Here is a 25791-nt window from a genome sequence, read left to right as displayed (position 1 = left end):
AGCCATCGTGATATTTTGCCGCACTGCGGCTCTCAATAATTCAATCTCAGGAACAGTGTCATGGACACGCCGATCGATGTGCGCGCCGTCGCGCCTGCAAAGGACAACCGTTGGTCTGCGCATTTTCGCGCCACGCTGATGCTCGGCGTGCCGCTGATCGGCGCCCAGCTCGCGCAGTTCGGCATCGGCATGACCGACGTAATGATCGTCGGTCAGCTCGGAGCCGAGCATCTTGCCGCCATGGTGCTTTCTGCGCAGTTCCTGTTCACGATCCTGATTTTCGGTTCGGGCTTTGCGATTGCCGTTATTCCGATGGTGGCCCAGGCCTATGGCCGCGGCGATGTCGTGACCGTGCGCCGGTCGCTGCGCATGGGCATCTGGGTCGTCATCTGCTACTGGCTGCTGATGCAGCCTGCCTTCTATAACTCCGAGAGAATCCTGCGCTATTTCGGGCAGGAGCCTGAAGTGGCGAAGCTTGCCCATGGCTATATCATCATCGGCCAGCTCGGCGTGCTGCCGGGGCTGCTCTACAATGTCATGCGTGCGCTCGTCAGCGCCATCGGCAAGGCCGGCGTCATCCTCAACGTCACGATCGCCATGCTGGTGCTGAACGCGATCGGCGCCTATATCCTCGTGCTCGGCCATTTCGGCTTTCCGGTCATGGGGCTGGAGGGGGCCGCAATCGTGTCCGTCGTGGTGCAGACGGCGGGCTTCCTCTTCATCCTCTCCTATGTGCAGGGCAGGGAAGAGACGCGCCGCTATGAGATCTTCGTGCGCTTCTGGAAGCCGGACTGGCATGCCTTCTTCGAGGTCGTTCGCCTCGGTCTGCCGATCAGCATCACCATCCTGGCCGAAGTCAGCCTCTTCACGGCAGCCTCGCTGCTGATGGGCCGTATCGGTACGATCGAACTTGCCGCGCATGGTATCGCCCTGCAATGGGCTTCGATGGCCTTCATGATCCCGCTCGGCCTCGGCCAGGCGGCAACCGTTCGTGTTGGCGTTGCGCACGGGCAGGGCGATCATGCCGGGCTGGTGCGGGCGGCTATCACAGTGCTCATCATTGCCGCCGCTGCGTCCATCATCGGCAGCATCATCTTTGCGGCCATACCGCAGGTTCTGGCGCGGCTCTTCCTTGATGTCAGCCTGCCGGAGGCACCCGAGGTGCTGGCTTATGCCGGCCCGCTGATCGTCGTTGCCGGTCTCTTCCAGTTCGTCGATGGCCTGCAGGCAATCGCCAGCGGACTGCTGCGTGGACTGAAGGATGCGCGCGTGCCGATGGTCATGGCGCTGATTGCCTATTGGCCGATCGGCTTTTTCCTCGCCTGGGCCTTTGCCTTCCCGCTCGGCTTCGGCGGGCTTGGAATCTGGTATGGCTTTCTCGTCGGGCTGGCGGCCGCTGCCGCCATGCTCTGCGCCCGCTTCTATATTCTCGTACGCCGCGAGGGCGCGACGGCCGGGGCTTAAGCCGGCCGTCATATCTCAGCTGTCATGCCGCAACCGGTTTGTAGCTGGCGATATCGGCGCGAATTCCGAGCCGCGCGAACATTTCCTGAGGATCGAAATTGGCCGCCTTGTGGGCTGCGGCAATGACTGCCCGAACGCGTTCGACGACGTCTGCGCTTTCCCATTCGGCAACAGTCACGAAATTGAATTCGCCGGGACCGGCAATCTGCTCCAGCACCGTATGATTGATGAAGCCGTCCTGTGCCTCCAGCACCTTATGGGTCATCATCACATTGACGAGAAACTCCTCGCGCGCCGCAGCCGGCACGACGAATTTGTCTATCCTGTAGAAAGCTCCGCTCATCCAGTCTTCTCCTGCATCTGATGTGTTGCAGGCAGTTCTGTAATTCCTCAAGTTAAGTTGAGGTCAATACGCGGGCAAAGAAAAAAGGCCCGCATTATGCGGGCCTTGATCTGATGTCAGCGTTCGGCGAGTGCCGGTTCGCCCTTCTTCTCGCGCACCATGTTCACGAAGCGGCGGAAGAGGTAGTGGCTGTCCTGCGGGCCGGGAGAGGCTTCCGGGTGGTGCTGGACGGAGAAGACCGACTTGCCGAGGACGCGCAACCCGCAATTGGTGCCGTCGAACAGCGATACGTGAGTCTCTTCAACGCCTTCGGGCAGCGACTTCGTGTCGACTGCAAAGCCGTGGTTCATGGAGACGATCTCGACCTTGCCGGTCGTGTGATCCTTGACCGGATGGTTCGCGCCGTGGTGGCCCTGGTGCATCTTCTCGGTCTTGGCACCGAGCGCAAGGCCCAGCATCTGGTGGCCGAGGCAGATGCCGAAGACGGGGATATCGGTCTTGATCAGATCCTTGATGACGGGAACGGCATATTCGCCTGTAGCTGCCGGATCGCCGGGGCCATTCGACAGGAAGATGCCGTCGGGCTGCAGGGCAAGCACGTCCTCGGCGCTCGTCGTTGCCGGCATGACGGTGACCTTGCAATCGAGACCGGCAAAGAGGCGCAGGATATTGCGCTTCACGCCGTAATCCAGGCAGACGACATGATACTTCGTGTCGGCAGCGCCGAGTTCGCCATAGCCCTCGTCCCAGACCCAGGGGGTCTGCGACCACTGCGAGGACTGGCCAGACGAAGCGATCTTGGCGAGGTCGAGGCCTTCGAGGCCGCTCCAGGCCTTGGCCTCTGCCTTCAGCGCTTCGACGTCGAAATTGCCGGAGGGCTCGTGAGCAATGACGGCGTTGGGCGAGCCGTTTTCGCGGATCCAGGCGGTCAGTGCGCGGGTGTCGATGCCGCAAAGGCCGATGATGCCGCGGGCTTTCAGCCAGGCATCGAGATGCTTTGCCGCGCGGTAATTCGAAGGTTCGGTGATATCGGCCTTGAAGATGACGCCGACCGCGCCATGGCGTGCTGCCGGCGTCAGGTCTTCGATATCTTCTTCATTGGTGCCGATATTGCCGATATGCGGGAAGGTGAAGGTGACGATCTGGCCGAGATAGGAGGGATCGGTGAGGATTTCCTCGTAGCCGGTGAGCGCCGTGTTGAAGACGGCCTCCGCCTGGATCTTGCCGGTTGCGCCGATACCCTTGCCTTCGATGACGGTGCCGTCGGCAAGAACGAGCAGGGCGGTCGGCTTTTCGGTTGTCCAGGGTGCTGTCGCGGTCATCTTCATCCCGTTTCCGGCGGGCTTGGCGTTCTGGCAACGCGAGCCGGCCATTTGATCTCGCAGGTGCAGGCGCGCGGCTTTGGCCGCGTTTGACGCCTGATCACGAATTTTGGTGCAGGTGGCGGTAGATAGCCACGCTCTCTGCCTAGGTCAATCTTTGTACTGCAGATTGCGGCACTTTTCCTGCCGATATTGCCGGGATTCTCGCAATTTATTTGATCCCACACATCAGCGTGGTTTATGAAAGCGCCATTCCAGAGCGGCGGGCCGGGAAACGGATTCGCCGCTTCAAGTTTTTGTTCAAGCATCGGCCTATCTGAAAAGCTCTCTCACACTTTTCGGCCCGGTGCTTCAGAAGGAGTAAAGATATGCTGCGCGATCAACTCGCCACCCAGTTCAAGGAAGCCATGAAGGCGAAGCAGATGGACCGTCTCGGCACCATCCGCCTCATCCAGGCCGCGATCAAGGATCGCGACATCGCCAATCGTGGCATCGGCAAGGAAGAGGCGGGCGATGACGAAGTGCTGCAGATCCTCGCCAAGATGGTGAAGCAGCGCGATGAGTCGGCGAAGATTTACGAAGAGAACGCCCGTCCCGAGCTTGCAGCCAAGGAGCGCGCAGAAATTGTCGTTATCCAGGATTTCATGCCGAAGCAGCTTTCCGACGATCAGGTGCGTGCCAATATCGCCGCCATCATCAAGGAGGTCGGCGCTGAAGGGCCGAAGGACATGGGCAAGATCATGGCTGCTCTGAAGGAGCGCTATGCCGGCCAGATGGATTTCGCCAAGGCTTCCGGTACGGTCAAAGAGCTCTTGAAATAAGACGTCTTGCCTGCGGTTGTTCTTCGACCGCAGGCCCAAGCACGGCTTCGGCGGCAGAATCGATGATGGCAAATTTCGCCGCCTGATAGTTCCAATATTCGAGTACGAAACCGCGCGAGAGCCAGAAGTCGCCCTTTCTCGGCGGCTCGGTCCAGCCCACGCTTCCCATCTCGGCGGCCTGTGAGAGCAGGCGCTTCAGATGTGTGTTGGAAATCATGAACTGGTCGCGGATCTCGCGCAGCGACACCGGACCGACGATGATGCGGTCGGCAGAACGCGGAAAGCCGGGCAGGCGCGATATCAGATAATCCATCACGAGGCCGCCGGAATTGGCCCAGTTGAAGAGATTGAAGGTAGCGCCCGGATCGCGCACAGCTTCGGTTTCGATGATCTTCTTGGCGATGAGCGGCTGCAGGCGGGCGATCAACGTGGGATCGGCCGTCAGATTTTCTGCGCGGCTGCCGCCATCCAGGCTATCCAGAATCATCAGGTGGGCGACCAGCCATTTGGTGAAATGGTGCTCCGCCGTTTCCGTCGGCTCAAGAAAGCGGGTGCGTTTGTCATCGCCCGGAATGGGGCGCAGAAAACGGTAGGCCAGCATTTCCTGCACGAAGGCGGCTGCCGTATTGCGGCTGGCGATCTTGTTCTGCATGACAAAATCGATGAAGCGGCCGGAATAAAGGCCGCGCTTCTCATCACCAGGATAGCCGTAGTAGAGAGCAAAACCTGTATGCGCCATCAGCCAGCGCTGCTGTGCTGCGAATATCGACGCAATACGCGGGCTGTCGCGATAAATCGCGAGCATTTCATTGGCACAATGAAGAATTGCAGCAAGAAAATTATCGTTGGCTGCAAGATTTTCTGCGGTGTAGGCCATAGCGCTGTCCAGGATTTCCGCGCATTCATTTGCCACGCCTATTGGAAGTGTCAATGCTTTTGTATTTCAGGGGTTAATTGGTAAGGTAAAGCTCAATAAAAGCTGCAGCGCATAAGCCCAAAATAAAGAAGGCAGGAGCTGGGGGCGCTCCTGCCTTCTTGCTCTTTGCTTCCGTCAGCGACGCAGGGTCGAAACCCAAGCCGGCGGGTATTTGCAAAGGCACCCTTGCGAGGCGGCGCCGGGGGTAGGGATGGTGCCTCGCTTGGGGATCGCTTTGTTGAGATCGAACTTATGGCCAGCCCCCGGCTTATTCAAATTACAAAAATATAATAATCCCGGATTCGGCCTGTCCGGACGCGACAATGTGGTTGGACCACGCATGCCGAGAAAGCCTGTGCAATTCCGCAATTGTTCTTTTAACCTATTGTTTCTGCGTGTTATTTTTCCGTGCCAGCTTTCGGCAAGATTGACATCTGCGACCTCTCCCGACTTGGAAAATGTCAAAAATGTCGCACCCCCTGTGAGGGTCCGATAACAGGTTGTTGAGTGGCGTTGGCAGGCGTTTGTGACAATCTCTCGCGCCCTGTGAAAAGCGGGATTTACGGCAGAAGTTTCGTGGCGCGGCGCGGCAAAGCTGCTTATATGGATGTTCTGCAAGAGGTAGAGATGCGCTTTTCCCCCACCTTCCTGGACGATATCCGCGACCGCGTTCCCATTTCGAACGTGATTGCGCGGCGTGTGAGCTGGGACAAGCGCAAGACCAATGTGTCGCGTGGCGACTATTGGGCCTGCTGCCCGTTCCATGGCGAGAAATCGCCGAGCTTCCATTGCGAAGATCGCAAGGGCCGCTACCATTGCTTCGGTTGCGGCGTTACCGGCGATCATTTCCGATTCCTCACCGAGCTTGAGGGCCAGAGTTTCCCCGAGGCGGTGCAGACGATTGCCGATATGGCCGGCGTGCCGATGCCGGTTGCCGATCCGCAGATGGAAAGGCGGGAGAAGGAGCGCACCTCGCTTCTCGATGTCATGGAAATGGCAACGCAGTTCTTTCAGGATCAGTTGCAGACGGCCAATGGCGCCCGTGCTCGCGCCTATCTGCGCGATCGCGGCCTGACGGGGCGTACGATCGAGACATTCCGGCTCGGTTTTGCGCCTGACAGCCGCAATGCGCTGAAGGAATTCCTGGCTGGCAAGGGTGTCAGCAAGGAGCAGATCGAGGCTTGCGGCCTTGTCGTGCACGAGAATGTGCCCGTTTCCTATGACCGGTTCCGCGACCGCATCATGTTCCCGATCCTGTCTTCGCGCGAAAAGGTCATCGCCTTCGGCGGGCGCGCCATGTCGCCGGATGCGCCGGCGAAATATCTCAATTCCAATGAGACCGAGCTCTTCCACAAGGGCAACGTGCTCTACAATTTCGCGCGGGCGCGCCGCTCGATGCAGGGCGCGAATGGCGAAGGCACGATCATTGCCGTCGAAGGCTATATGGACGTTATCGCGCTGCATCAGGCAGGTGTCGAAAACGCCGTCGCGCCGCTTGGCACGGCGCTGACCGAAAACCAGCTCGATCTGCTCTGGAAGATGACGTCGCAGCCGGTGCTCTGCTTCGACGGCGACGGCGCCGGCATTCGTGCGGCCAACCGCGCTGCCGATCTGGCGCTGCCGCACCTGAAACCCGGACGCAGCGTGCGTTTTGCCCTGCTGCCCGATGGCAAGGATCCGGACGATCTTGTCAAGCACGAGGGCAGGGCCCCGTTCGACAAGGTCATGGCGCAGGCCAAGCCGCTCTCGGAAATGCTCTGGGATCGCGAAGCACGCAGCGGCAAGTTCGATACTCCGGAAGCGCGCGCCGAGCTGGAAGCGCGGCTGAGACAGCTCGTCGCGGTGATTGCCGACGAGAATGTGCGCCGCCACTACCAGCAGGACATGCGCGACCGGCTGAACAGCTTCTTCCAGCCGCAGTTCCAGAATCGCGGAGGCGGCGAACGGCGCAATTTTGGTGGCGGCAATTTCCGTGGACAGAAGGGCGGTGCTCCTGCAGGGCCTCGTACCCCCGTTGCTGCATCGGATCGCCTGACCCGTTCGGGCCTCGTGCGCGGCCATCAGGACAATGCGGCGCTGAGAGAATGCGTGCTCGCGCTGACCGTGATCAATCATCCGTCGCTGATGCTCGACGATTACGACGAGATTGCCGCCATCGACTACGACAATCGCGAGCTTCAGAAGTTGTGGTCGGCGATGCTGGGCGCGGCCGCCGTGGTTGCCGGGCCGCATTTGACGCGCGACTATCTCCTGGAATGCCTCGACGTTGCGGGTTTTGCTCCGCTCCTGAAAAACCTCGACCAGCAGGTGCGCAATGCCCGGCTCTGGACGGCAACGGAGGAAGCGGCGATGGAAGACGCGCGCGAGGGTTACCGCCAGGCGCTTGCCTTCCACAAGCGCGCCAAGGATCTGCGCTGGCAGAAAATCGAGCTGGAGCGCGACATTGCCCAGGCGACCGAAGCCGGGGATGATTCCGAGATCGACCGCCTGATGCGCGCCTCGCAGGAAGTGCATTATGAGGCGTTGCGGCTGGAAAACCAGGAAGCCATCATCGACGGTTTCGGTGTGCTCTCGGGCCGCGTCAAGGGCGCTGCGAGCCACTGATGTCGCAGGCCGAGCAAAGCGAAACATCCTTCTCCGCATCCGATGCGCTGTTTTCAGGTGCGGCCAAGCCGCTCGACGTGCTGAAGCGCGTTTATGGCTATTCGGCCTTTCGTGGCAGGCAGCAGGAAGTGGTGGAGCATGTCGTTGCCGGCGGGGATGCGGTTGTGCTCTTTCCGACAGGTGCGGGCAAATCGCTCTGCTTCCAGATCCCGGCGCTTTGCCGCGCGGGTCTCGGCATCGTCGTTTCGCCGCTGATTGCGCTGATGCGCGATCAGGTGGAGGCGATGAAGCAGCTCGGCATTCGGGCCGCGGCGCTGAACTCCTCCATTTCGCGTGAAGAATATGTCGCCATCCGTCGCGGTATTTCCTCCGGTGATCTTGACCTGCTCTATGTCACGCCCGAGCGCATCCTCATGGATGGGTTCCGCGAACTGATCGGTAGCGCGAAGATTGCGCTCTTTGCCATCGATGAGGCCCATTGCGTTTCGCAATGGGGTCATGATTTCCGGCCGGAATATCGCGAACTCGGCAAGCTCGCCGAGCAATATCCAGGCGTCCCGCGTATTGCGCTGACGGCGACGGCCGATCCGCATACGCGGGAAGACATTATCGAGCGGCTGATGCTCGATAATGCCGCGGTCTTCACCACAAGCTTCGACCGACCGAATATCTCCTATGAAATCGTCGAGCGGGATCAGCCGCGCCAGCAGCTCCTGCGCTTTCTTTCCGGCCACAAGGGCAATAGCGGCATCGTCTACTGCCTGTCGCGCGCCAAGGTGGAGGAGACGGCGGACTGGCTGAACACGCAAGGTATCCGGGCGCTGCCCTATCATGCCGGCATGGATCGGGCGCTGCGCGATGCCAACCAGGATGCCTTTCTGAAGGAAGAAGAGCTCTGCCTCGTTGCGACCGTCGCCTTCGGCATGGGCATCGACAAGCCGAACGTGCGTTACGTCGCCCATCTCGATCTGCCCGGCTCGGTCGAGGCCTATTATCAGGAGACGGGCCGCGCCGGGCGTGACGGCCTGCCGTCCGAGGTGTGGATGGCCTATGGCATGGCCGATGTGATCCAGCGCCGGCGGATGATCGACGAGGGTAGCGCGGCCGACGAGATCAAACGCATCGAACGCGGCAAGCTGAACGCGCTGCTGGCGATCTGCGAGACGGCCTCCTGCCGGCGGCAGGCAATCCTGGCGCATTTCGGCGAAGCGCATGGCGGCAAATGCGGCGGCTGCGATACTTGCCTGAAGCCGGTCGAGACCTGGGATGGCACTGAAGCGGCGATCAAGGCGCTGGCGGCGATCTACCGCACCGGCGAGCGCTTCGGCGCCGGCCATGTCATCGATGTGCTTGTCGGCAACGTCAACGAGAAGACCGAACGCTTCCGCCATGTCGATCTGCCGGTTTTCGGCGCAGGCAAGGATATTGCTGTTCGTACCTGGCAATCGGTCTATCGCCAGCTGATGGCGATGGGGCTGATCCGGGTCGATCATGAAGCCTTCGGCGCCCTGAAACTCGAGCCCGAGGCGCGGGCCGTTTTCAAACGCGAGCGCGAGGTCTTTTTCCGCAAGGACCGCGCTCCCTCGGAGCGAAGAGCAAAGAAAACCGAGCGCGCAGAGCGCAGGCCCGGGCTTTCGGGGGCGGATGGTTCGCTCTTCGAAGCGCTGAGAACCGAGCGTATGTCGATTGCCAAGTCGCTCGGCGTGCCGCCCTATGTCGTCTTCCCGGATACGACGCTGATTGCCTTTGCGACCGAGCGGCCGCGTAGCCGCAAGGAGTTGCTTGGCATTTCCGGTGTCGGCCAGTCGAAGCTCGAGCGCTACGGCGATGCCTTCCTCGATATCATTCTCTCCCACGACGAATAGTCCGGTTGCACGTACCTTCCGCTGCAATCTGCACAGATCTCTGCTAGGCTCGTTTCAGATTTTGGGGGAACTTCAATGGCACATTTCAACAGAGCAGTCGCATCACTGCCCGGGCGCGAGCGGATTGCCAGACATCCGCATGGTGGGCAGGTGTTCATTCATGCAACGGCGGAGGAAACCGCCGGTGCTTACGGCATATGGGAGACCTTTTCGGCACCAGGCACCGGCCCGTCGCGGCACATGCACACGCGGGAGACGGAGGTCTTTCGCGTCATCGAAGGGAACTACCGTTTCTGGTGTGGCAACGAGATGATCGAGGCGCCCGTCGGCTCCGTCGTCGTACTGCCGCCGAATGTTCCGCATCATTGGCGCAATGTCAGCGATGGCATGGGCCGGATGATGGGCTTCGTCACGCCGGGTGGGTTCGAGCATTTCTTCGTTGAGCTCGAACAGGCTGGTGCGGCGACACCTGAAGCGATATTGCCGATCCAGAACAGGTTCGGCCTCGTTGAGATCGGCGACCGTCCTGATCCTTAAGATGCCCGATCCTTGAGATCATGATGGGTGGTATCCTATAAGTACCGTCCGGAGGATTATCATGAGCCAGAATATCTATGATACGGCGGAATTCTTCGCCGGATACAGCACCATGCGCCGCTCAATCGAGGGGTTGGAGGGCGCCGCCGAATGGCCTGCGGTCCGCGCTCAATTGCCGGAGCTCGCAGGGAAACACGTTGTCGATCTCGGCTGTGGCTTCGGCTGGTTTGCGCGCTATGCCCGCTCGGAGGGTGCTGCAAGCGTCCTCGGCCTCGACATATCCGAGAACATGATCGGCCGCGCGAGGGCGGATACGCATGATGAGGCGATCACCTATGGGATCGCCGATCTCGAAGAGCTGGAACTGCCGGAAACCTCATTCGATTTCGCGCATAGTTCGCTCGCCTTTCACTATGTCAAAAATTTCGAGCGGCTTGTCACCACGGTTTATCGGGCGCTCGTTCCCGGTTCACGTTTCGTCTTTACGATCGAGCATCCGATCTTCATGGCGCCGCGCAATGCCGGCTGGAGCACGGATGCCGATGGGCAGCGCATATGGCCGCTGGACAGCTATGCTATCGAAGGAAGCCGCACGACGGATTGGCTCGCCAAGGGTGTCGTCAAGCAGCACCGTCGTCTCGGCACTACGCTCAATACGCTGATATCTTCGGGTTTCACCATTCGCCATGTCGAGGAATGGGCGCCGAGCGAGCGGGATCTGGCCGAGCATCCGGAATGGGTGGAAGAACTCGACCGGCCGATGTTTCTGGTTGTCATGGCCGAGCGTTGAACAAGACAAGCCGGTGGCGATGTGCTAACCGACGCTCAGACGGGAAACATCAAGAGAAGGGCCCTCAATGACCTCGAATTTCCTCTCGCACCTGCGCGGCGAACTGGCTGCGCTGAAGGATGCTGGCCTCTACAAGTCCGAACGTGTCATCACCTCCAAGCAGGCCGGCGAGATCGCCATTGCCTCGGGCGAGCGGGTGCTGAACTTCTGCGCCAACAACTACCTTGGGCTTGCCGATAATGAGGAGCTCGCGGAAGCCGGCAAGAAGGCGCTCGACCGCTATGGCTACGGCATGGCCTCGGTTCGCTTCATTTGTGGAACACAGGAAGAGCACAAGGAGCTCGAGGCGCGCATTTCCTCCTTCCTCGGCATGGAAGACACGATCCTCTATTCCTCCTGTTTCGACGCCAACGGCGGCCTGTTCGAGACGTTGCTCGGCGAAGAGGACGCGATCATTTCCGATGCGTTGAACCATGCCTCGATCATCGATGGCGTGCGCCTCTCCAAGGCCAAGCGGTTCCGTTACGCCAACAATGACATGGCGGCTCTGGAAGAAGAACTGAAGAAGGCCGAAGGCAGCCGCTTCAAGATGATTGCGACCGATGGTGTCTTCTCGATGGATGGCATCATCGCAAACCTGCGGGGCGTCTGCGATCTCGCCGAAAAATATGGTGCGATGGTCATGGTGGATGACAGCCACGCCGTAGGCTTCGTCGGCAAGCATGGCCGTGGCTCGCCGGAATATTGTGGCGTCGAGGGCCGTGTCGATATCATCACGGGTACGCTCGGCAAGGCGCTTGGCGGTGCATCGGGCGGTTATACGTCGGCCAAAGCCGAGATTGTCGAGTGGCTGCGGCAGCGCTCGCGCCCCTATCTATTCTCCAACACGCTGGCGCCTGTTATCGCGGCTGCCTCGCTCAAGGTCTTCGACCTCATCGACAATGGCGATGCGCTACGTGAGCGGCTCTCTGCCAATGCAGCGCTGTTTCGCACCGAAATGACCAAGCTCGGCTTCACGCTTGCCGGCGAGGGGCATCCGATCATCCCGGTCATGTTGGGAGATGCGAAACTCGCACAGGATATGGCCGCGCTGATGCTGAAGAAGGGCGTCTATGTAATCGGCTTCTCCTTCCCGGTCGTGCCGAAAGGGCAGGCGCGTATCCGCACGCAGATGTCGGCGGCGCATTCGAAGGCGGATGTCGAGCGGGTGATTGCGGCCTTTGCCGAAGCCGGCCGCGAACTCGGTGTTATCTGAGAGCCTTGAGGAGAAAAGATCATGTCCAACATGATGAAAGCGCTGGTCAAGGTGAAGCCTGAAGTCGGCCTCTGGATGGAGAATGTGCCGGTGCCGGAGGTCGGCCCGAACGACGTGCTGATCCGGGTGAAGAAATCGGCGATCTGCGGCACGGACGTGCACATCTGGAACTGGGACCAGTGGGCGCAGAAGACCATCCCGGTGCCGATGGTTGTCGGCCATGAATTCTGCGGCGAGATAGCGGAGATCGGCTCTGCCGTCACAAAATATCATGTCGGTGAACGTGTCTCTGGCGAAGGGCATATCGTCTGCGGCAAGTGCCGCAACTGCCGCGCGGGCAGGGGGCATCTCTGCCGCAATACGCTCGGCGTCGGTGTCAACCGCCCGGGTTCCTTCGGCGAATTCGTCTGCATCCCGGAAGCCAATGTCGTACCGATCCCGGACGATATCCCGGATGAAATCGCAGCGATCTTCGATCCGTTCGGCAATGCCGTCCATACCGCTCTCTCCTTCGATCTCGTCGGCGAAGATGTGCTGGTCACCGGTGCGGGGCCGATCGGCATCATGGGCGCGCTCGTTGCCAAGCGTTCCGGCGCACGCAAGGTCGTCATCACAGACATCAATCCGAACCGGCTCGATCTCGCCCGCAAGCTCGGCATCGACTATGTCGTCGATGCATCCAAGGAAAACCTTGCCGATGTGATGAAGGCGATCGGCATGACCGAAGGTTTCGATGTCGGCCTCGAAATGTCGGGTGCGGCACCCGCCTTCCGCGACATGATCGACAAGATGAACAATGGCGGCAAGATCGCCATTCTCGGCATTGCGCCTGCTGGTTTCGAGATCGACTGGAACAAGGTCATCTTCAAGATGCTGAACCTCAAGGGCATCTATGGACGCGAAATGTTCGAGACCTGGTACAAGATGATCGCCTTCGTACAGGGCGGCCTCGATCTTTCGCCGGTCATTACCCATCGCATCAAGATCGACGAATTCCGCGATGGGTTCGAGGCGATGCGCTCGGGCAATTCCGGCAAGGTCGTGATGGATTGGATGTGAGGGGACAGGAATGAAATACGAGGGAAGCTGTCACTGCGGCAATATCGCCTTCACGGTCGAAGGCGCGTTTACGGAAGCGCTCGACTGTAACTGCTCGCTCTGCCGTCGGCGCGGCGGATTGCTGGGCTTCGTGCCACGGGAGAAGCTGCATCTGACGGTGCCGGAAGAAAACCTGTCGACCTATACGTTCAACACGCATGCCATCAAACATCACTTCTGCGCCAAGTGCGGCATCGCGCCTTTTGGGGAAGCAACGGCGCCCAATGGCATGGAGATGGCATCCGTCAATCTGCGCTGCATTCCAGCGCTCGATCTGTCTGCGCTGACTGTGAATGCATACGATGGGCTGTCGCGCTAAGCCGGCAGTTCAGGGCGTGATCTCTATGGGCGTATGATCGGGGACGCGTGCCCAGATATCGCGCATTTCCTGATCAGTGACCGCAATGCAGCCATCCGTCCAATCCCAAAGGAGGTGCATGGTCTGAAGGAAGCCCCAGCCATTGGGAAGGCCGTAGATCATGATGTCGCCGCCGGGAGGATAGCCCTTCAACTCGGCATTCTGCCGATCGGCCGGATTGGGGTAGGAGATATGCAGACTGAGATGCGCCATGGACCGGGGATTTCGCCAGTCGATCTCATAGCGGCCTTCCGGTGTCTTCTCGTCGCCTTCCCGTTGCTTTGGCCCTTCATCGGCAGCGCTTCCAAGAGAAATCCGATATGCCGAAAGAGGGGTTTCGCCTCGAAGGAGAACCATGCGGCGATCGGATTTATAAACGCGAATTAGGTTGGCTTGTTGCTCCAAGGGCGCATCCGGGGGCGGGGTGCCTGAGCTGATCTTGGCCATGACTTTCGTATAGGCGAGCACGCTGAGGGCGACAGTGGCTGAAATGATCAACTTGCTTCTGAACATCACGATCCCAATCCTTGAGCTGACGAAATCGCCACACCGTTTTAGCTGAATGCCACGTCAGTAGTTGAGCAGGATCTGCCCGATGGGATCGCGTATTCTGATGACCAGCAGCTTCGCGGTATATGTGTCCGACCCGTTGAAGAAGTGAAATTTACGCTCACGGCCTATTTCCGTGCTGAATTGCTGATTGCCGAAGGAGCAATCGGAGGCGCATTCGATTTTCAGCTGACTTCCGCGATCGGGTGATTTCGAGAAGTCGGTAATGCTCAGCGAATGTATTGGTCCGATGTCCTTGACCAGTTCGCAGGTCTTGCCGTTATAGCAAGTGGCGGACCCAGCTATCGGATCGCGATCTGCGAACAAAATCCCGAAGCTGATTGTGCTGCTGGTATCCTCGGGATAGCCGCTTGCCGGGAAGACGGCGAACAACGCGACAAGTGCAAGCAGAACCGGAGCGGAATTCGCCATAATCGTGCGCGCCTCTTTTTTGCAACTCATGTTGGCGATTTGCGAAGAATCTATGGCGTACGGTTGGAGCGAGTTGCGGTTCTTCCAGTGTTTGCGCAAAAGCCCTTGTCTTTTGCCGGTGACATACTAGATAAGCTTCGCAATCGCTGGCGCGGTTCAAAGCCTGTGGATAAGGCTTTTTCCGGGTTTTCGGTGGCTTTTTTTCTGGAAAAGCTTGACGAGAACAAATTTTGTGGGAATCACCGTTCCACTTGAGCGGTGAACTGGGTCAAGGCGGATCGCACAACCATGGCCGGAAATCCAATGGCAATGAAGTTTTGCTGTCCGATGCCGGCAATCGTGGTTAATCAGGCTTTAAATGTCATCCCGTTAGGTGGGGTATAGGTGATTCGAGGCCGGCGCGCACGTGCCAGGCCACGACAGGGCCATTCACCGCAGCGAGTATGAATAGCGTCAGGAAGGCGACGATATAAATGGCAACGAAGGTCAAAGAGAACGAAGAAGCGGAAGTCGAACGCGACGGCGCAAGCGACGGCCCTCTTCTCGATCTTTCCGATGACGCGGTCAAGAAGATGATCAAGGCCGCCAAGAAGCGCGGCTATGTGACGATGGACGAGCTCAACGCCGTCCTGCCTTCCGAAGAAGTGACGTCCGAACAGATCGAAGACACGATGTCGATGCTGTCGGACATGGGCATCAACGTCATCGAAGACGAAGAAGCCGAGGAAGCCGGCGCTTCCGGTAGCGATGACGACGACAGCTCCGACAGCGAAGACGGCGAGGGCGGCGAGCTTGCGCCTTCCAGCGGCACCGCACTTGCGACCGCCAAGAAGAAAGAGCCGACCGACCGTACCGACGACCCGGTGCGCATGTATCTGCGCGAAATGGGTTCCGTCGAGCTTCTGTCGCGCGAAGGCGAAATCGCCATCGCAAAGCGCATCGAGGCCGGCCGCGAAACAATGATCGCAGGCCTCTGCGAGAGCCCGCTGACGTTCCAGGCGCTGATCATCTGGCGCGACGAACTGAACGAAGGCACGACGCTGCTGCGCGAGATCATCGATCTCGAAACCACCTATTCCGGTCCGGAAGCCAAGGCTGCCCCGCAGTTCCAGAGCCCCGAGAAGATCGAGGCCGACCGCAAGGCTGCCGAGGAAAAGGAAAAGACCCGGCGCGCCCGCTCTGGTGACGACGACATCACCGATGTCGGCGGCGAAGGCATGCCTCCTGAAGAGGAAGAAGAGGACGAGGACGAATCCAACCTCTCTCTTGCCGCGATGGAAGCCGAGCTGCGCCCGCAGGTCATGGAAACGCTCGACATCATCGCCGAGACCTACAAGAAGCTGCGCAAGCTGCAGGACCAGCAGGTCGAGCAGCGCCTTGCCGCCACCGGCACGCTGTCTTCCGCCCAGGAGCGCCGCTACAAGGAGCTCAAGGACGAACTGATCAAGGCCGTGAAGTCGCTGTCGCTCAACCAGAACCGCATCGATGCGCTGGTCGAGCAGCTCTACGACATCAACAAGCGCCTCGTGCAGAACGAAGGCCGCCTGCTGCGTCTGGCTGAATCCTACGGCGTCAAGCGCGACTCGTTCCTGGAACAGTACCAGGGCGCTGAACTTGATCCGAACTGGATGAAGTCGATCGGCAATCTGGCCGCTCGCGGCTGGAAGGAATTTGCCAAGAGCGAAAACACGACGATCCGCGACATCCGCCAGGAGATCCAGAATCTCGCGACGGAAACCGGCATCTCGATCTCGGAATTCCGCCGCATCGTGCACATGGTGCAGAAGGGCGAGCGCGAAGCGCGTATCGCCAAGAAGGAAATGGTCGAAGCGAACCTTCGCCTCGTCATCTCCATCGCCAAGAAGTACACGAACCGCGGCCTGCAGTTCCTCGACCTCATTCAGGAAGGCAATATCGGCCTGATGAAGGCGGTCGACAAGTTCGAATACCGCCGCGGTTACAAGTTCTCGACCTATGCGACGTGGTGGATCCGTCAGGCGATCACCCGCTCGATCGCCGACCAGGCCCGTACGATCCGCATTCCGGTGCATATGATCGAAACGATCAACAAGATCGTTCGTACCTCGCGTCAGATGCTGCATGAAATCGGCCGCGAGCCGACGCCGGAAGAACTGGCCGAAAAGCTCGCCATGCCGCTCGAAAAGGTCCGCAAGGTCCTGAAAATCGCCAAGGAGCCGATCTCGCTCGAAACCCCCGTGGGTGACGAAGAGGATTCGCATCTCGGCGATTTCATCGAAGACAAGAACGCGCTGCTGCCGATCGACGCCGCCATCCAGGCGAACCTGCGCGAGACGACGACCCGCGTTCTGGCATCGCTGACGCCGCGCGAAGAGCGCGTCCTGCGCATGCGCTTCGGCATCGGCATGAATACCGACCACACGCTCGAAGAGGTCGGCCAGCAGTTCTCGGTCACCCGCGAACGTATCCGACAGATCGAGGCGAAGGCGCTGCGCAAGCTCAAGCATCCGAGCCGCTCGCGCAAGCTGCGCTCGTTCCTGGACAGCTGAGCGTTTTCACGCATCCAACGACCGATACCAGAACCCGGCCAGCCTTGCTGACCGGGTTTTTCTTTGGTTTCAGTCACTACAAATGAGCCTTTCGGGCTATTGCTAAGCCGGATTGATGGCTCGCTTTTTGTTGTCGCCCTGTGGTGATGGGCCTATAATTTCCCTCGCGGGGGAATTGAGCGGTCGCAGCATGCGAACGGTTTCGCAAGCCTGCTTGGATGACCATGGCCTCCGCCGGGAGGTGTAACATGACCACTTACATTCTCATGATAAACTGGACGGATCAGGGCATCCGCAATGTGAAGGAATCTGCCAAACGGCTCGATGCGGCAAAAGCTCTGATGGGCAGCTTGGGCGGCTCCTTCGAGCGCTTTTATCTCACCATGGGCGAATATGACATGGTGGCCATTTGCGAGGCACCCGACGACCGGGTGATAGCGCGATTTACGCTATCGCTTGGCATGGGCGGCAATGTGCGCACGAAAACCTTGAAGGCATTTTCGGAAGTGAATTATCGCGACATCATCGCGTCGCTCGCATAGATCAGGATGGTCGATAAGTGGTGATGAGCCAGATATGGCGTTGTGGCTGGTCCGCAGCGCTGGCAGTGTCGCTGCGCCTTGAACCCAGAGCATGGACTTGCCTTCGATGGAACATGCCGGCCTGTTGCAGAGAGGAAGATTCGATCCGGCTTGGCCGGCATCGCTCGCACTGCATCTTGCCATCATCGCAATCCTGCTGGCATTCCTGCCCGACGTGAAGCCGCTCAGGGCGCCGCCGGAGGAGAGTGTCGACGTCGAGGTCGTATCACCGCCGCCTGCCACCGCAATTCCCGTTCCGCCGCCTGCGGCCCTGTCGCCGCCGCAAAGCCGTGGGGACAGCGTAAGTCCGGCGGATGGGGACATCCTGCCGTTGATGCCCGAGACGGCGTCCAGAGAGGTGCTTCCGTCTGCGCCGGCGCTGGCGAAGCCGGCGGTATCAGGTCCACCGCCGCTGATGCAGGCGACGGAACTCTTTTCCGCAAAAACACTCGGCAGCCCGCGCAGCCGCAACGCACGTCAGCTGCTTGGCACGCTGTCCGGTGAGGAGCGCAATCTGCAGCTCTGCAACCTCGAAGCGCTGGAGCAGGTCAACCGTTCCCGTCCGGGATCGGTGCCCGATCTCCTGGCACCTTACGCCATGAAACCGGAGAAGGTGAGGGGCAACAGCATCGAGGTGGATGGCGGGGCTTTCCGAAGCAAGCGGAACTGGTTCAATATCCGCTTCCATTGCGAGGTGGATCCCGCGGGGAAGACTGTCACCGCCTTTGCCTTTGCGATTGGCGATGCCATTCCGAAGGACCTGTGGCAGGAACACAATCTGGTGGCCGAGGATGGCGAGGCCGACCAGTGAGTCCGCCGCCAACAGTCACGAAGGCCATCATCACAAGGTTTTTTCCATTTGTGGCTTGATGCTGCCGGTTTTAAAGGCCACATCGCTGCTGTGACAGAAGAAGAAGTCGAACCGGCAGATACCGATCACGAGACGGAACACCAGGAGCCCCGCGCTCGCTGGGGTGTTATCGCGTCCGTGCTGGTGCATGTGCCCATCGTCGCGCTGTTGATTTTCGGCCTCCCTAAGATCCAGGCGCAACCCGCCGAGGACGAGAGCGTGAAGGTCGAGCTCGTGCCGCCGCCGGAGGAGAAGAAGCCCGAGGAGAAGCCGAAAGAGGAAGAGAAGCCCAAGGAGCAGGCGAATGCTGAGCCACCTCCACCACCGCCGCCGCCTCCACCACCGCCGCCGCCTCCACCGCCGCCTCCGCCGCCTCCACCGCCGCCTCCGCCTCCGCCGCCTCCGCCTCCGCCTGCGGAGAAGGCCCCCGAACAGGCAAAGGCAATGCCCCTGCCGAGTTTGCGAACGGTGACTGAATTCAGCGACAAGAATAGCGGCCCCCAAAAATCGACAGCGGGAAATTCTTCAGAGGGCGAAGTGAGGCCTGCTGAGGCAGCGCCGCAACATGATGCGGAGCCCGATCAGCCTACGGATGCGTCTGCTAAAGAAATACCGCCAATAGAAACGCCGCCGGCGGCGCCCGTACCGGACGATGTGACTTTGCCCGAGACGATGGTCACTGACGTTTCCCCACAGCGCAACGCGCCGATTGCGGAAATGTCCGGCGAAACCATGACGAGTATTGAGCAGGTAAGGCCGCCGGAGCCTAAGCCTTCAGAGATCCCAAAAGCCGAACCTGTGAAGAACAACCTGAAAGTAGCCAAGACGTTGTTCTCGCAAAGCGATAGCGAGGATCCTGTCGCAAGGACCTTGATAGATGGTTTGCCACGAAAGCAGCGTTTCGGTCAGCTGTGCTCCACTGAGCTTCGGCAGCAACTTGTTCATTCTACTCCGAGTTTTGCGCCGACACTTCTTCCGCAACAAGGATTGTCCAACGGCACTGTTCTCAATCTCGAGGCTGCTTTCCGCACGTCAGAGAATTGGTATGACGTGAGCTTTCGCTGTGAGGTGGATCAAGATGCCACAAAGGTTGTTTCCTTCGCATTCCGCGTTGGGAGCGCAGTTCCGCGTAGTCAGTGGAAAAGCAGGGGGTTTCCGTATTGAAATCGGCAGCAGCCGGCCCATTTCGAAACAAGCCACACGCAAGGAACCATCTCTATCGTTTCCCCATAGCCGTTATGGTACGGTAGCGAAGGGACACATGATATGTCGAACGAGATCGAGCACTTCTTCGAGCGCCAGGAAGAAGCTGTCAGCCTGTTGTTTCTGGAAAACAGGGCAGACGAGCTGACCGATATTCTGGTCGCGGCCCTGGAAGAAGCTTTCGAAATTCTCGCTGAAAGCGCGCCGGTCGGAACCTTTCACTAAGGCCGCCATCCAAGCTCCCGAAGGAGCCTTTTCCCCCAGGGATCATCATGGTCGTTCGGCTTCAGGAAGATGGCAGGCTTCCGGCCTCGCTCCGGAACCATCTCGGCGGCTATGAATGGCGACGGGACGCTCTCGGGCGGTCCTCGGCCTGTGTTTTTCGTCTGGAGGGCGAAGGGCGTCCGGGGCTTTACCTGAAGGTCGAAGAGGCCGGACCGTTTTGCGAGCTCGCCGACGAAGCCGAGAGACTTGTCTGGCTTCGCAGCCAGGGCCTCGACTGCCCTGAAGTCATCGCCCATGAGAGCGACGGAGAGCGCAATTTTCTTCTGATGACTGCGCTGCCGGGCGTGGATCTCGTCACTGCCGCAACGCTGTTGCCTGAAGAGCGCATCGAGATCCTCGCCTCTGCGCTCAGTACCCTCCATAGCCTCGATATCAATGCCTGTCCGTTCGATCATCGGCTGGAGAAGCGCCTTGCCGCCGCTGCAGTGCGCATGCGGGCCGGCGTTGTCGACGAAGCGGATTTCGACGAGGAACGGCTCGGCAAAAGCGCCTTCTCCCTCTTCGGCGAGTTGCAGCGGCTGCGACCGGAAAGCGAAAATCTCGTTATAACGCATGGCGATGCCTGCCTGCCGAACTTCATGGTCGCAGAGGGGCGGTTTGCCGGTTATATCGATTGCTGCCGCCTTGGTGTTGCCGACCGCTATCAGGATGTCGCGCTCGCCTGCCATAGCATCGGCTATAATTTCGGCGAGGAATTCGTACGGCTGTTTCTCAATTCCTATGGCCTTTCGATCATCGATCCTGTGAAGATGGACTATTATCAGCTCCTCGATGAGTTCTTTTAGAACTCCTGTTTTGGCGCAATTCCGCACGCGAAACTGCTGCCCATTCTGGGCTTGCTAGGCTCGCTGCCGGCTGGCACAGTCGGTCGCGAAGGAGTTTTCCATGCCCGCCAGCCAGTTCAGAATGCTGCGCTCGTCCGTGCCCGGCGTGGAAGCTGTGGTGGCGACATCAGGCCATCGTTTCGCGCGCCACACGCATGAGCAGTTCGGCATTGGCTTCATCTTTTCCGGGGCTCAAAGATCGCTGAGCGGGCGTGGCATGGTCGAGGCGGAGGCCGGCGATCTTATCACCGTCAACCCGAACGAGGTTCATGACGGCGCGCCGATCGGCGAGGCGCGCTCCTGGAGCATTCTCTATTTTGATCCTGCGGTGATGGAGGGGCTTGTGCGCGAGGTTGCAGGAGGCGGGACCAACCGGTCGGAAATTCCACGCCCTGTCATTCATGACAGGCTGCTCGCCGATCGATTTCGCGCGCTATTCTCCGCTGTGACCGGGGATGGGGAAGGGATGCGCTGCGAAGAACTGCTCCTGTCGGTCATTGCCGATGCCTTGCGGGAAACCGCGATGACGGAGAGGCTGGCCATTGCGCCGCATTCCATTGTCCATGCGCGCAACATGATCGATGATGATCCGGCGGGCGAGATCTCACTTTCCGATCTGGCACGGGAGAGCGGCCTCAGCCGGTTTCAGGTGCTGCGCGCCTTTGCGCGGGCGACGGGTTTCACGCCGCATGCCTATCACGTTCAGGCCCGCGTGCACCTTGCCCGGCGGCTGATCGCCGGTGGTGCTGCACTGGCGGAGGCTGCAGCGGAAAGCGGCTTTGCCGACCAGAGCCATATGACGCGCGCCTTCGTTTCCCGCTATGGCCTGACGCCCGGCACCTATGCACGCGGGCATTCCTGATCGCTTGCCTGTTCCCTTGCAATTTCGTTCAAGACCCCTGGCCTTTCAGCCTGTTTGCTTGCGCTGTCTCTAAGGGAGCGGCAGATGAGCAGGGAATTTCAAGGTTATATCTATCTCACTTTGGCCATGACGACGGTCGGCAGTACCGTTGTCGCCAGCAAGGTCATTGCTTCCGGGTTACCGCCTTTTACGGCGACGGCCCTGCGTTTTGCGGTGGCCTTTCCATTCTTTCTCTTCCTGATGCGATGGACAGGATCGGGGCTGTTACGGCTTTCCGGACGGGATTGGCTGATCCTCGTCACGCAGGCAGGTGCTGGGAGCGTGGGTTACACGACGCTGTTGATTTCGGGCCTGTCGCTGACGTCGGCGGCCAATGCCGGCGTCATCATCGGCACGCTGCCCGTCGTCTCCGCGGCAATCTCCATCCTCGTGCTTGGCGAGAGGCCGCAACGGTTCCTGCTTCTGGCAATCGGGCTTGCGGCTGCCGGCGTCTTTTCCATTGCCTTTTCGCCGGCTGCCGGTAGCGGGTCTCTCATCGGTGACATGCTGATTTTCGGCGCGGTCATCTGCGAGGGGCTGTTCATCCTGCTCAACAAGCGGCTTGGCACGTCGATTCCGCCATTGACGCAGTCGGCGCTGATGACGGCCATCGGCTTCGTCGTCGCGGGTGTGCCCGCCTTGTTTGAGCATCATGATATTGGCATCGCTTCGCAGCCTGCTCTGCTTGCGGTCCTCTATTACGCGCTGGTGCCGACTGTCGGCGGCTTCATCCTCTGGTATGCGGGAGCGGAGCGCGTCAGTGGCGCGGAGGCCTCTCTGTTTACGGCTGTTGCGCCGGCAACAGCCGTCATTTTTGCCTTCCTGGTTCTTGGAGAGGCGGTTGGTGCCAACCAGATTTTCGGGATTGCCTGCGTCCTGGCGGCGGTCATAGGCCTTGGCCTCGCCAGCCTGCGGCGAACGGCCAAGGTTTAAGCGGGGCGGAAGACGTTGCGGTATTGCCGCGGCGTCATTCCGGTTTGCGTCCTGAACTGCCTGTTGAAATTGGCAAGCGAATTATAGCCGACAGCATCGGCGATATGGCCGACGGGCTGAACCGTGGCCGAAAGGCGGGCGCAGGCGTCGCCGATGCGCATACGGATCAGGTAGTCCGAGACGGTGGTGCCGGTATGGCGGCGGAAGAGCCTGTGCAGGCCCGAGACGCTGAGGGCAGCTATATCGGCAAGTTCTTCCAGCGCGATTGCGCGGGCATAGTTCAGATGCACATGAGTAAGCACCCTGTCGATCCGTTCACGGCTCTCCTGCAATTCACGGCTTTGGCCGGGTGTACTGGCAAGCGGAGATGCCTGCCGGTCTGCGGCAATGGCGCCGAGGATGTTAAAGAGCAAGAGCAGCCGTTCGGCCGGGGGCTTTGCGAAGATGGCTTCGATATTGCTGCGGACGGCAGCGGCCGCTTCCTTCGAGAAGTGCAAGCCGCGATCGGCACGAGCAAGCATTGCTTCGACGGGGCGCAGTTCCACCGCGCCTGATGTCATTTGCCGCATCCAGTCCGGGTGGAACCAGAGCACGAGGGCGATATGCGGGTTTGCCTCGTCGTATTTGGCCCGCGATACCCAGGTGTGTGGCAGGTTCGGCCCGACGAGCACGAGGTCGCCATCCTCATATTCCCCCGTGTGATCGCCGATGAAGCGCTGGCCGATGGAGTTCAGCGTCAGCGTCAGTTCGAATTCGGGGTGGTGGTGCCACTGGAAGGGGATCGCGTCATCCAGCCGCCGGTTCAGCATGCTCCAGGAGCTGTCGGCGTGGCGTGGCAGGATTTCGAGATACGGCCTCATCAAGCGCCTTTCAGATAATTGACGCCAGAATAGTATCATATTTTGCCAAGCTGGCACAACATGAGCTGCGACGAGCCGCTACACTCTCTCCATCGCCTGAAACAGCAGGAATGGATCAAATGATGGGAGGATCTCATGGAACTGGCAGTGAAACGCGACGCTCATCCGACGGCCTCGTCGGTCACCACGCAGCTCAAGGACATCAGGAAGAAACTGCCGCTGCGCGTGCTCTCGGAAGCGGACTGGCAGCACTGGACGACGAAGGGCTATGTCATCGTTCGCCAGGCCGTTCCTGCAGCCAATGTCGAGCGGCTTGCGGAGGTGCTCTGGCGTTTTGACGAGAAGGATCCGAACGATTCCTCCACCTGGTATGCGCCGCAGCGCCGTGAGCACAAGATGAAAGAGCTCAACAATACCGGCATGCTGGAAATCTATAATCACCAGGCAATGTGGGATAACCGGATGGAGAAGCGCGTCTATGACGTCTTCGTCGATATCTGGGACCGCGAAGACCTGTGGGTGACGATCGACCGCGCCAATCTCAACCCGCCGAAGAAGGTCAAGGGCAATCCCAACGGCTTCATCCACTGGGATGTGGATACCTCCATCCGGCCGATGCCGATCGGCGTGCAGGCAGTCCTGAGCCTGAAGAAGCAGGACGGCGATGTCGGTGGCTTCCAGTGCGTACCCTATCTCTTCGAACATTTCGACGAATGGGTGAAGACGCAGCCCGAGGACCGCGATCCGATGCATCCTGATATGACCGGTCTTTCGACTGTCAATATCGACATGGAGCCGGGTGACCTGATGATCTTCAACTCGCTGCTTGCCCACGGCGTTCGCCCGAACCATGCGGAGAACCGTGTGCGCATGGCGCAATATATCTCCATGCATCCGGCCGAATACGATAATGCCGAAGAGCGTGAGGAGCGCATTCGCCTGTGGCGGGAGCTCGATCATCCGAAGCGCGATGCCTTCCCCGGCGATCCGCGCGAATGGGAAAAGCACAATGCCAAGACCGCCGAGCTGACGCCGCTCGGCCGCAAGCTGCTCGGCCTCGACCGCTGGTAAGCAGATAGCAGGTCAAGAGCCGCGGAGGTCACCGTCTCCGCGGCTCTTTCCGCATCGTCGATGCGCACATCTGCGGCTTATGAAATCGGCCGAATGAGAATGGTCGCGCAGCCTCTTGGGATGGTCGCTTGCACACCCTATCTCTTTCGGAGAGATATCAATCCGGAGATGACGTCCATGTCAGGCAAGCCGATCAAGATTCCCGGGCCGGATCATCCGATCACCGTCGAACACAATCCCTCCCGTGTCGTCGTCAAGCTCGGCGGGCGCGTGATCGCGGATACGCATGATGCGCTGACCCTGCGCGAGGCTTCCTATCCGCCGGTGCAGTATATTCCACGCAAGGATGTGGATATGTCGCTGCTGGAGCGCACCGAGCACGAGAGCCATTGCCCCTATAAGGGAGATGCCTCCTATTACAGCATTCGTGATGGCGGCGAGCGTTCGAAGAATGCGATCTGGACCTACGAGGCGCCCAATCCCGCCGTAGCCAACATCAAGGACCATTTGGCCTTTTACCCTGACAGGGTCGATTCCATTGAAGAGCTGCCGTCGCCCGAAGCAGGCCAGTTCTAAGGTATAACCGGACTTCCACCTATGACCTACGCATCAGTCAAATGACGATGGATGCGTAAGCGTATTGGGTTAATATGAATACCCTTCAGGTTGCAGTATCTTTGCCGCGCGCGGGGTATTGCAGACCCGGGGGCCTTATGAAACTCGACCAGGTGGAGCTTCGTTCCGAAGTATTGGATATCCGCATCGTAGAGAGCATCGGCGATGGTTCTTTCAATTTTGAGTTCGATGTCTTTCGCAGTGACGGATATGTTCTGATCCTGCTGGAAATACTGGCGGGAAGGGGTGATTTCCTTGTTCAGGGTTTCAGTGAAGAAAATAGCGCGGCCACATCCCTCCGGAGCCGGCAAAGGGTCTACATATTAAGACCGGTCAACGCTACTCGCAGGATTGCTGTAGGCATGTTTGCAGCCGTCAACAGCAAGGTCCGGGCGACGATCGCCTGCTTCAAGCGGAAGATCATCGATACATCCGAAGAATTGTCCTGTCCTCTGTGCCGAGCGCTTTCCAAGCTGCTGGTCGCATCCGCACTTTCCTGGATGGGCATTCCATCTCCCGACATTCTGGATAGGGTCGAGATTTCCACCGCCCCCACTGTCGAGCAGATGAGGAAGCTTCTTGGTGGTGCAGCGACCGTAGGCAGTTCGCAAAATGAGCTGCTCGCTCTCATTGGTCCGGATTTGCGTATGGCAATCCTTGACGTCATGGAAGAGACCATGTGGCTGCTCGATATGCGCGACCAGCTCCATACCGCGGCGTGCCAGATGGTCGGCTGCTGTCCGCGCTCGACTTGATGCGGCAATTGCGCACCGGAGCTTATTGCGG

Annotated in this window: 26 protein-coding genes; 20 read left to right on the top strand and 6 right to left on the bottom strand. The window is 59.6% G+C overall.

Annotated elements, in window-relative coordinates:
- Positions 1 to 60: 60 nt before the first annotated feature.
- Entirely contained in the window at positions 61 to 1464 is a 1404-nt protein-coding gene (locus FHX06_RS03380; RefSeq protein ID WP_112543615.1) for an MATE family efflux transporter, read from the top strand.
- Positions 1465 to 1486: 22 nt separating this feature from the next.
- Here the strand turns inward: FHX06_RS03380 and FHX06_RS03375 are convergent, their stop codons facing one another.
- Entirely contained in the window at positions 1487 to 1807 is a 321-nt protein-coding gene (locus FHX06_RS03375) for an antibiotic biosynthesis monooxygenase (RefSeq protein WP_112543616.1), read from the bottom strand.
- A gap of 116 nt (positions 1808 to 1923) precedes the next feature.
- The gene (carA, locus tag FHX06_RS03370; RefSeq protein ID WP_113115339.1) at positions 1924 to 3129 is read right to left on the bottom strand and encodes a glutamine-hydrolyzing carbamoyl-phosphate synthase small subunit; all 1206 of its coding nucleotides are present in this window, start codon (positions 3127 to 3129) and stop codon (positions 1924 to 1926) included.
- Between the two features lie 368 nt (positions 3130 to 3497).
- On the opposite strand from carA, the gene FHX06_RS03365 reads away from it, so the two are divergent.
- The gene (locus FHX06_RS03365) at positions 3498 to 3950 is read left to right on the top strand and encodes a GatB/YqeY domain-containing protein (protein ID WP_183878086.1); all 453 of its coding nucleotides are present in this window, start codon (positions 3498 to 3500) and stop codon (positions 3948 to 3950) included.
- On the opposite strand, the gene FHX06_RS03360 is transcribed toward FHX06_RS03365, so the two are convergent.
- The gene (locus FHX06_RS03360; protein WP_183878084.1) at positions 3931 to 4827 is read right to left on the bottom strand and encodes a hypothetical protein; all 897 of its coding nucleotides are present in this window, start codon (positions 4825 to 4827) and stop codon (positions 3931 to 3933) included. The two genes, FHX06_RS03365 and FHX06_RS03360, sit on opposite strands and share 20 nt — an antisense overlap.
- 666 nt (positions 4828 to 5493) lie before the next feature.
- On the opposite strand from FHX06_RS03360, the gene dnaG reads away from it, so the two are divergent.
- From dnaG to FHX06_RS03325, 7 genes are all read left to right on the top strand, one after another.
- Positions 5494 to 7470, top strand: a complete 1977-nt coding sequence (gene dnaG / locus FHX06_RS03355; protein WP_112543657.1) for a DNA primase — start codon at positions 5494 to 5496, stop codon at positions 7468 to 7470.
- On the top strand, positions 7470 to 9335 hold the full coding sequence (gene recQ / locus FHX06_RS03350; protein ID WP_183878082.1) for a DNA helicase RecQ: 1866 nt from the start codon (positions 7470 to 7472) through the stop codon (positions 9333 to 9335). Before dnaG ends, recQ begins: the two co-directional genes overlap by 1 nt.
- A 75-nt stretch (positions 9336 to 9410) precedes the next feature.
- Positions 9411 to 9872, top strand: a complete 462-nt coding sequence (locus tag FHX06_RS03345; protein ID WP_113210880.1) for a cupin domain-containing protein — start codon at positions 9411 to 9413, stop codon at positions 9870 to 9872.
- 61 nt (positions 9873 to 9933) lie between these two features.
- The gene (locus FHX06_RS03340; protein ID WP_113210881.1) at positions 9934 to 10662 is read left to right on the top strand and encodes a class I SAM-dependent methyltransferase; all 729 of its coding nucleotides are present in this window, start codon (positions 9934 to 9936) and stop codon (positions 10660 to 10662) included.
- A 67-nt stretch (positions 10663 to 10729) separates the two neighbouring features.
- Positions 10730 to 11917 (top strand): glycine C-acetyltransferase, encoded by a 1188-nt coding sequence (locus tag FHX06_RS03335; protein ID WP_113210882.1) that lies wholly within the window; start codon positions 10730 to 10732, stop codon positions 11915 to 11917.
- Between the two features lie 21 nt (positions 11918 to 11938).
- Positions 11939 to 12976 (top strand): L-threonine 3-dehydrogenase, encoded by a 1038-nt coding sequence (tdh, locus tag FHX06_RS03330; RefSeq protein ID WP_113210883.1) that lies wholly within the window; start codon positions 11939 to 11941, stop codon positions 12974 to 12976.
- A gap of 10 nt (positions 12977 to 12986) precedes the next feature.
- Complete coding sequence (locus FHX06_RS03325) at positions 12987 to 13334, top strand: GFA family protein (protein ID WP_113210884.1); 348 nt, start codon at positions 12987 to 12989, stop codon at positions 13332 to 13334.
- A gap of 9 nt (positions 13335 to 13343) precedes the next feature.
- Here the strand turns inward: FHX06_RS03325 and FHX06_RS03320 are convergent, their stop codons facing one another.
- Both FHX06_RS03320 and FHX06_RS03315 read right to left on the bottom strand, forming a co-directional pair.
- Positions 13344 to 13886 (bottom strand): murein L,D-transpeptidase family protein, encoded by a 543-nt coding sequence (locus FHX06_RS03320; protein ID WP_113210885.1) that lies wholly within the window; start codon positions 13884 to 13886, stop codon positions 13344 to 13346.
- A gap of 57 nt (positions 13887 to 13943) precedes the next feature.
- Positions 13944 to 14453: a hypothetical protein gene (locus FHX06_RS03315; RefSeq protein ID WP_162738476.1), complete on the bottom strand. Its 510-nt coding sequence runs from the start codon at positions 14451 to 14453 to the stop codon at positions 13944 to 13946.
- 374 nt (positions 14454 to 14827) lie between these two features.
- Here FHX06_RS03315 and rpoD point away from each other — a divergent pair, with 374 nt between their 5' ends.
- From rpoD to FHX06_RS03275, 8 genes are all read left to right on the top strand, one after another.
- Complete coding sequence (gene rpoD, locus FHX06_RS03310) at positions 14828 to 16882, top strand: RNA polymerase sigma factor RpoD (RefSeq protein ID WP_112543627.1); 2055 nt, start codon at positions 14828 to 14830, stop codon at positions 16880 to 16882.
- A gap of 248 nt (positions 16883 to 17130) precedes the next feature.
- Entirely contained in the window at positions 17131 to 17424 is a 294-nt protein-coding gene (locus FHX06_RS03305) for a GYD domain-containing protein (RefSeq protein WP_018114106.1), read from the top strand.
- A 91-nt stretch (positions 17425 to 17515) separates the two neighbouring features.
- A complete protein-coding gene (locus FHX06_RS03300; protein ID WP_246715471.1) occupies positions 17516 to 18274 on the top strand; it encodes a DUF930 domain-containing protein in 759 nt (252 codons plus the stop codon).
- A 48-nt stretch (positions 18275 to 18322) separates the two neighbouring features.
- On the top strand, positions 18323 to 19477 hold the full coding sequence (locus FHX06_RS03295; RefSeq protein ID WP_183878080.1) for a DUF930 domain-containing protein: 1155 nt from the start codon (positions 18323 to 18325) through the stop codon (positions 19475 to 19477).
- Between the two features lie 102 nt (positions 19478 to 19579).
- A complete protein-coding gene (locus FHX06_RS03290) occupies positions 19580 to 19741 on the top strand; it encodes a hypothetical protein (protein WP_183878078.1) in 162 nt (53 codons plus the stop codon).
- Between the two features lie 47 nt (positions 19742 to 19788).
- A complete protein-coding gene (locus FHX06_RS03285) occupies positions 19789 to 20586 on the top strand; it encodes an APH(3')-II family aminoglycoside O-phosphotransferase (protein WP_113210761.1) in 798 nt (265 codons plus the stop codon).
- A gap of 100 nt (positions 20587 to 20686) precedes the next feature.
- Entirely contained in the window at positions 20687 to 21487 is an 801-nt protein-coding gene (locus tag FHX06_RS03280) for an AraC family transcriptional regulator (protein ID WP_113210760.1), read from the top strand.
- An 84-nt stretch (positions 21488 to 21571) separates the two neighbouring features.
- The gene (locus FHX06_RS03275) at positions 21572 to 22459 is read left to right on the top strand and encodes a DMT family transporter (RefSeq protein ID WP_113210759.1); all 888 of its coding nucleotides are present in this window, start codon (positions 21572 to 21574) and stop codon (positions 22457 to 22459) included.
- Here the strand turns inward: FHX06_RS03275 and FHX06_RS03270 are convergent.
- Positions 22456 to 23319, bottom strand: a complete 864-nt coding sequence (locus FHX06_RS03270) for a helix-turn-helix domain-containing protein (protein WP_113016547.1) — start codon at positions 23317 to 23319, stop codon at positions 22456 to 22458. The two genes, FHX06_RS03275 and FHX06_RS03270, sit on opposite strands and share 4 nt — an antisense overlap.
- A gap of 135 nt (positions 23320 to 23454) precedes the next feature.
- Between FHX06_RS03270 and FHX06_RS03265 the strand changes: the two genes are divergently transcribed.
- The 3 genes from FHX06_RS03265 to FHX06_RS03255 all read left to right on the top strand — a co-directional run bounded on the left by FHX06_RS03265 (position 23455) and on the right by FHX06_RS03255 (position 25760).
- Entirely contained in the window at positions 23455 to 24390 is a 936-nt protein-coding gene (locus FHX06_RS03265; protein WP_113210758.1) for a phytanoyl-CoA dioxygenase family protein, read from the top strand.
- Between the two features lie 177 nt (positions 24391 to 24567).
- A complete protein-coding gene (locus FHX06_RS03260; protein ID WP_112543634.1) occupies positions 24568 to 24966 on the top strand; it encodes a DUF427 domain-containing protein in 399 nt (132 codons plus the stop codon).
- Positions 24967 to 25103: 137 nt separating this feature from the next.
- Positions 25104 to 25760 carry a hypothetical protein gene (locus tag FHX06_RS03255; protein WP_183878076.1) on the top strand — a complete coding sequence of 219 codons (657 nt, stop codon included), beginning with the start codon at positions 25104 to 25106 and terminating at the stop codon, positions 25758 to 25760.
- The last annotated feature ends 31 nt before the right edge of the window (positions 25761 to 25791 follow it).

Source organism: Rhizobium sp. BK512, from assembly GCF_014194915.1.
In the GTDB taxonomy this organism is placed as follows: Bacteria; Pseudomonadota; Alphaproteobacteria; order Rhizobiales; family Rhizobiaceae; genus Rhizobium.
This window is presented reverse-complemented; position numbering and strand designations above follow the sequence as displayed.

Coding starts and splice junctions, on each gene's coding strand:
- FHX06_RS03380 (WP_112543615.1), top strand. CDS start 61: ATGGACACGCCGATCGATGTGCGCGCCGTCGCGCCTGCAAAGGACAAC.
- FHX06_RS03375 (WP_112543616.1), bottom strand. CDS start 1,807: ATGAGCGGAGCTTTCTACAGGATAGACAAATTCGTCGTGCCGGCTGCG.
- carA (WP_113115339.1), bottom strand. CDS start 3,129: ATGACCGCGACAGCACCCTGGACAACCGAAAAGCCGACCGCCCTGCTC.
- FHX06_RS03365 (WP_183878086.1), top strand. CDS start 3,498: ATGCTGCGCGATCAACTCGCCACCCAGTTCAAGGAAGCCATGAAGGCG.
- FHX06_RS03360 (WP_183878084.1), bottom strand. CDS start 4,827: ATGGCCTACACCGCAGAAAATCTTGCAGCCAACGATAATTTTCTTGCT.
- dnaG (WP_112543657.1), top strand. CDS start 5,494: ATGCGCTTTTCCCCCACCTTCCTGGACGATATCCGCGACCGCGTTCCC.
- recQ (WP_183878082.1), top strand. CDS start 7,470: ATGTCGCAGGCCGAGCAAAGCGAAACATCCTTCTCCGCATCCGATGCG.
- FHX06_RS03345 (WP_113210880.1), top strand. CDS start 9,411: ATGGCACATTTCAACAGAGCAGTCGCATCACTGCCCGGGCGCGAGCGG.
- FHX06_RS03340 (WP_113210881.1), top strand. CDS start 9,934: ATGAGCCAGAATATCTATGATACGGCGGAATTCTTCGCCGGATACAGC.
- FHX06_RS03335 (WP_113210882.1), top strand. CDS start 10,730: ATGACCTCGAATTTCCTCTCGCACCTGCGCGGCGAACTGGCTGCGCTG.
- tdh (WP_113210883.1), top strand. CDS start 11,939: ATGTCCAACATGATGAAAGCGCTGGTCAAGGTGAAGCCTGAAGTCGGC.
- FHX06_RS03325 (WP_113210884.1), top strand. CDS start 12,987: ATGAAATACGAGGGAAGCTGTCACTGCGGCAATATCGCCTTCACGGTC.
- FHX06_RS03320 (WP_113210885.1), bottom strand. CDS start 13,886: ATGTTCAGAAGCAAGTTGATCATTTCAGCCACTGTCGCCCTCAGCGTG.
- rpoD (WP_112543627.1), top strand. CDS start 14,828: ATGGCAACGAAGGTCAAAGAGAACGAAGAAGCGGAAGTCGAACGCGAC.
- FHX06_RS03305 (WP_018114106.1), top strand. CDS start 17,131: ATGACCACTTACATTCTCATGATAAACTGGACGGATCAGGGCATCCGC.
- FHX06_RS03300 (WP_246715471.1), top strand. CDS start 17,516: ATGGACTTGCCTTCGATGGAACATGCCGGCCTGTTGCAGAGAGGAAGA.
- FHX06_RS03290 (WP_183878078.1), top strand. CDS start 19,580: ATGTCGAACGAGATCGAGCACTTCTTCGAGCGCCAGGAAGAAGCTGTC.
- FHX06_RS03285 (WP_113210761.1), top strand. CDS start 19,789: ATGGTCGTTCGGCTTCAGGAAGATGGCAGGCTTCCGGCCTCGCTCCGG.
- FHX06_RS03280 (WP_113210760.1), top strand. CDS start 20,687: ATGCCCGCCAGCCAGTTCAGAATGCTGCGCTCGTCCGTGCCCGGCGTG.
- FHX06_RS03275 (WP_113210759.1), top strand. CDS start 21,572: ATGAGCAGGGAATTTCAAGGTTATATCTATCTCACTTTGGCCATGACG.
- FHX06_RS03270 (WP_113016547.1), bottom strand. CDS start 23,319: ATGAGGCCGTATCTCGAAATCCTGCCACGCCACGCCGACAGCTCCTGG.
- FHX06_RS03265 (WP_113210758.1), top strand. CDS start 23,455: ATGGAACTGGCAGTGAAACGCGACGCTCATCCGACGGCCTCGTCGGTC.
- FHX06_RS03260 (WP_112543634.1), top strand. CDS start 24,568: ATGTCAGGCAAGCCGATCAAGATTCCCGGGCCGGATCATCCGATCACC.
- FHX06_RS03255 (WP_183878076.1), top strand. CDS start 25,104: ATGAAACTCGACCAGGTGGAGCTTCGTTCCGAAGTATTGGATATCCGC.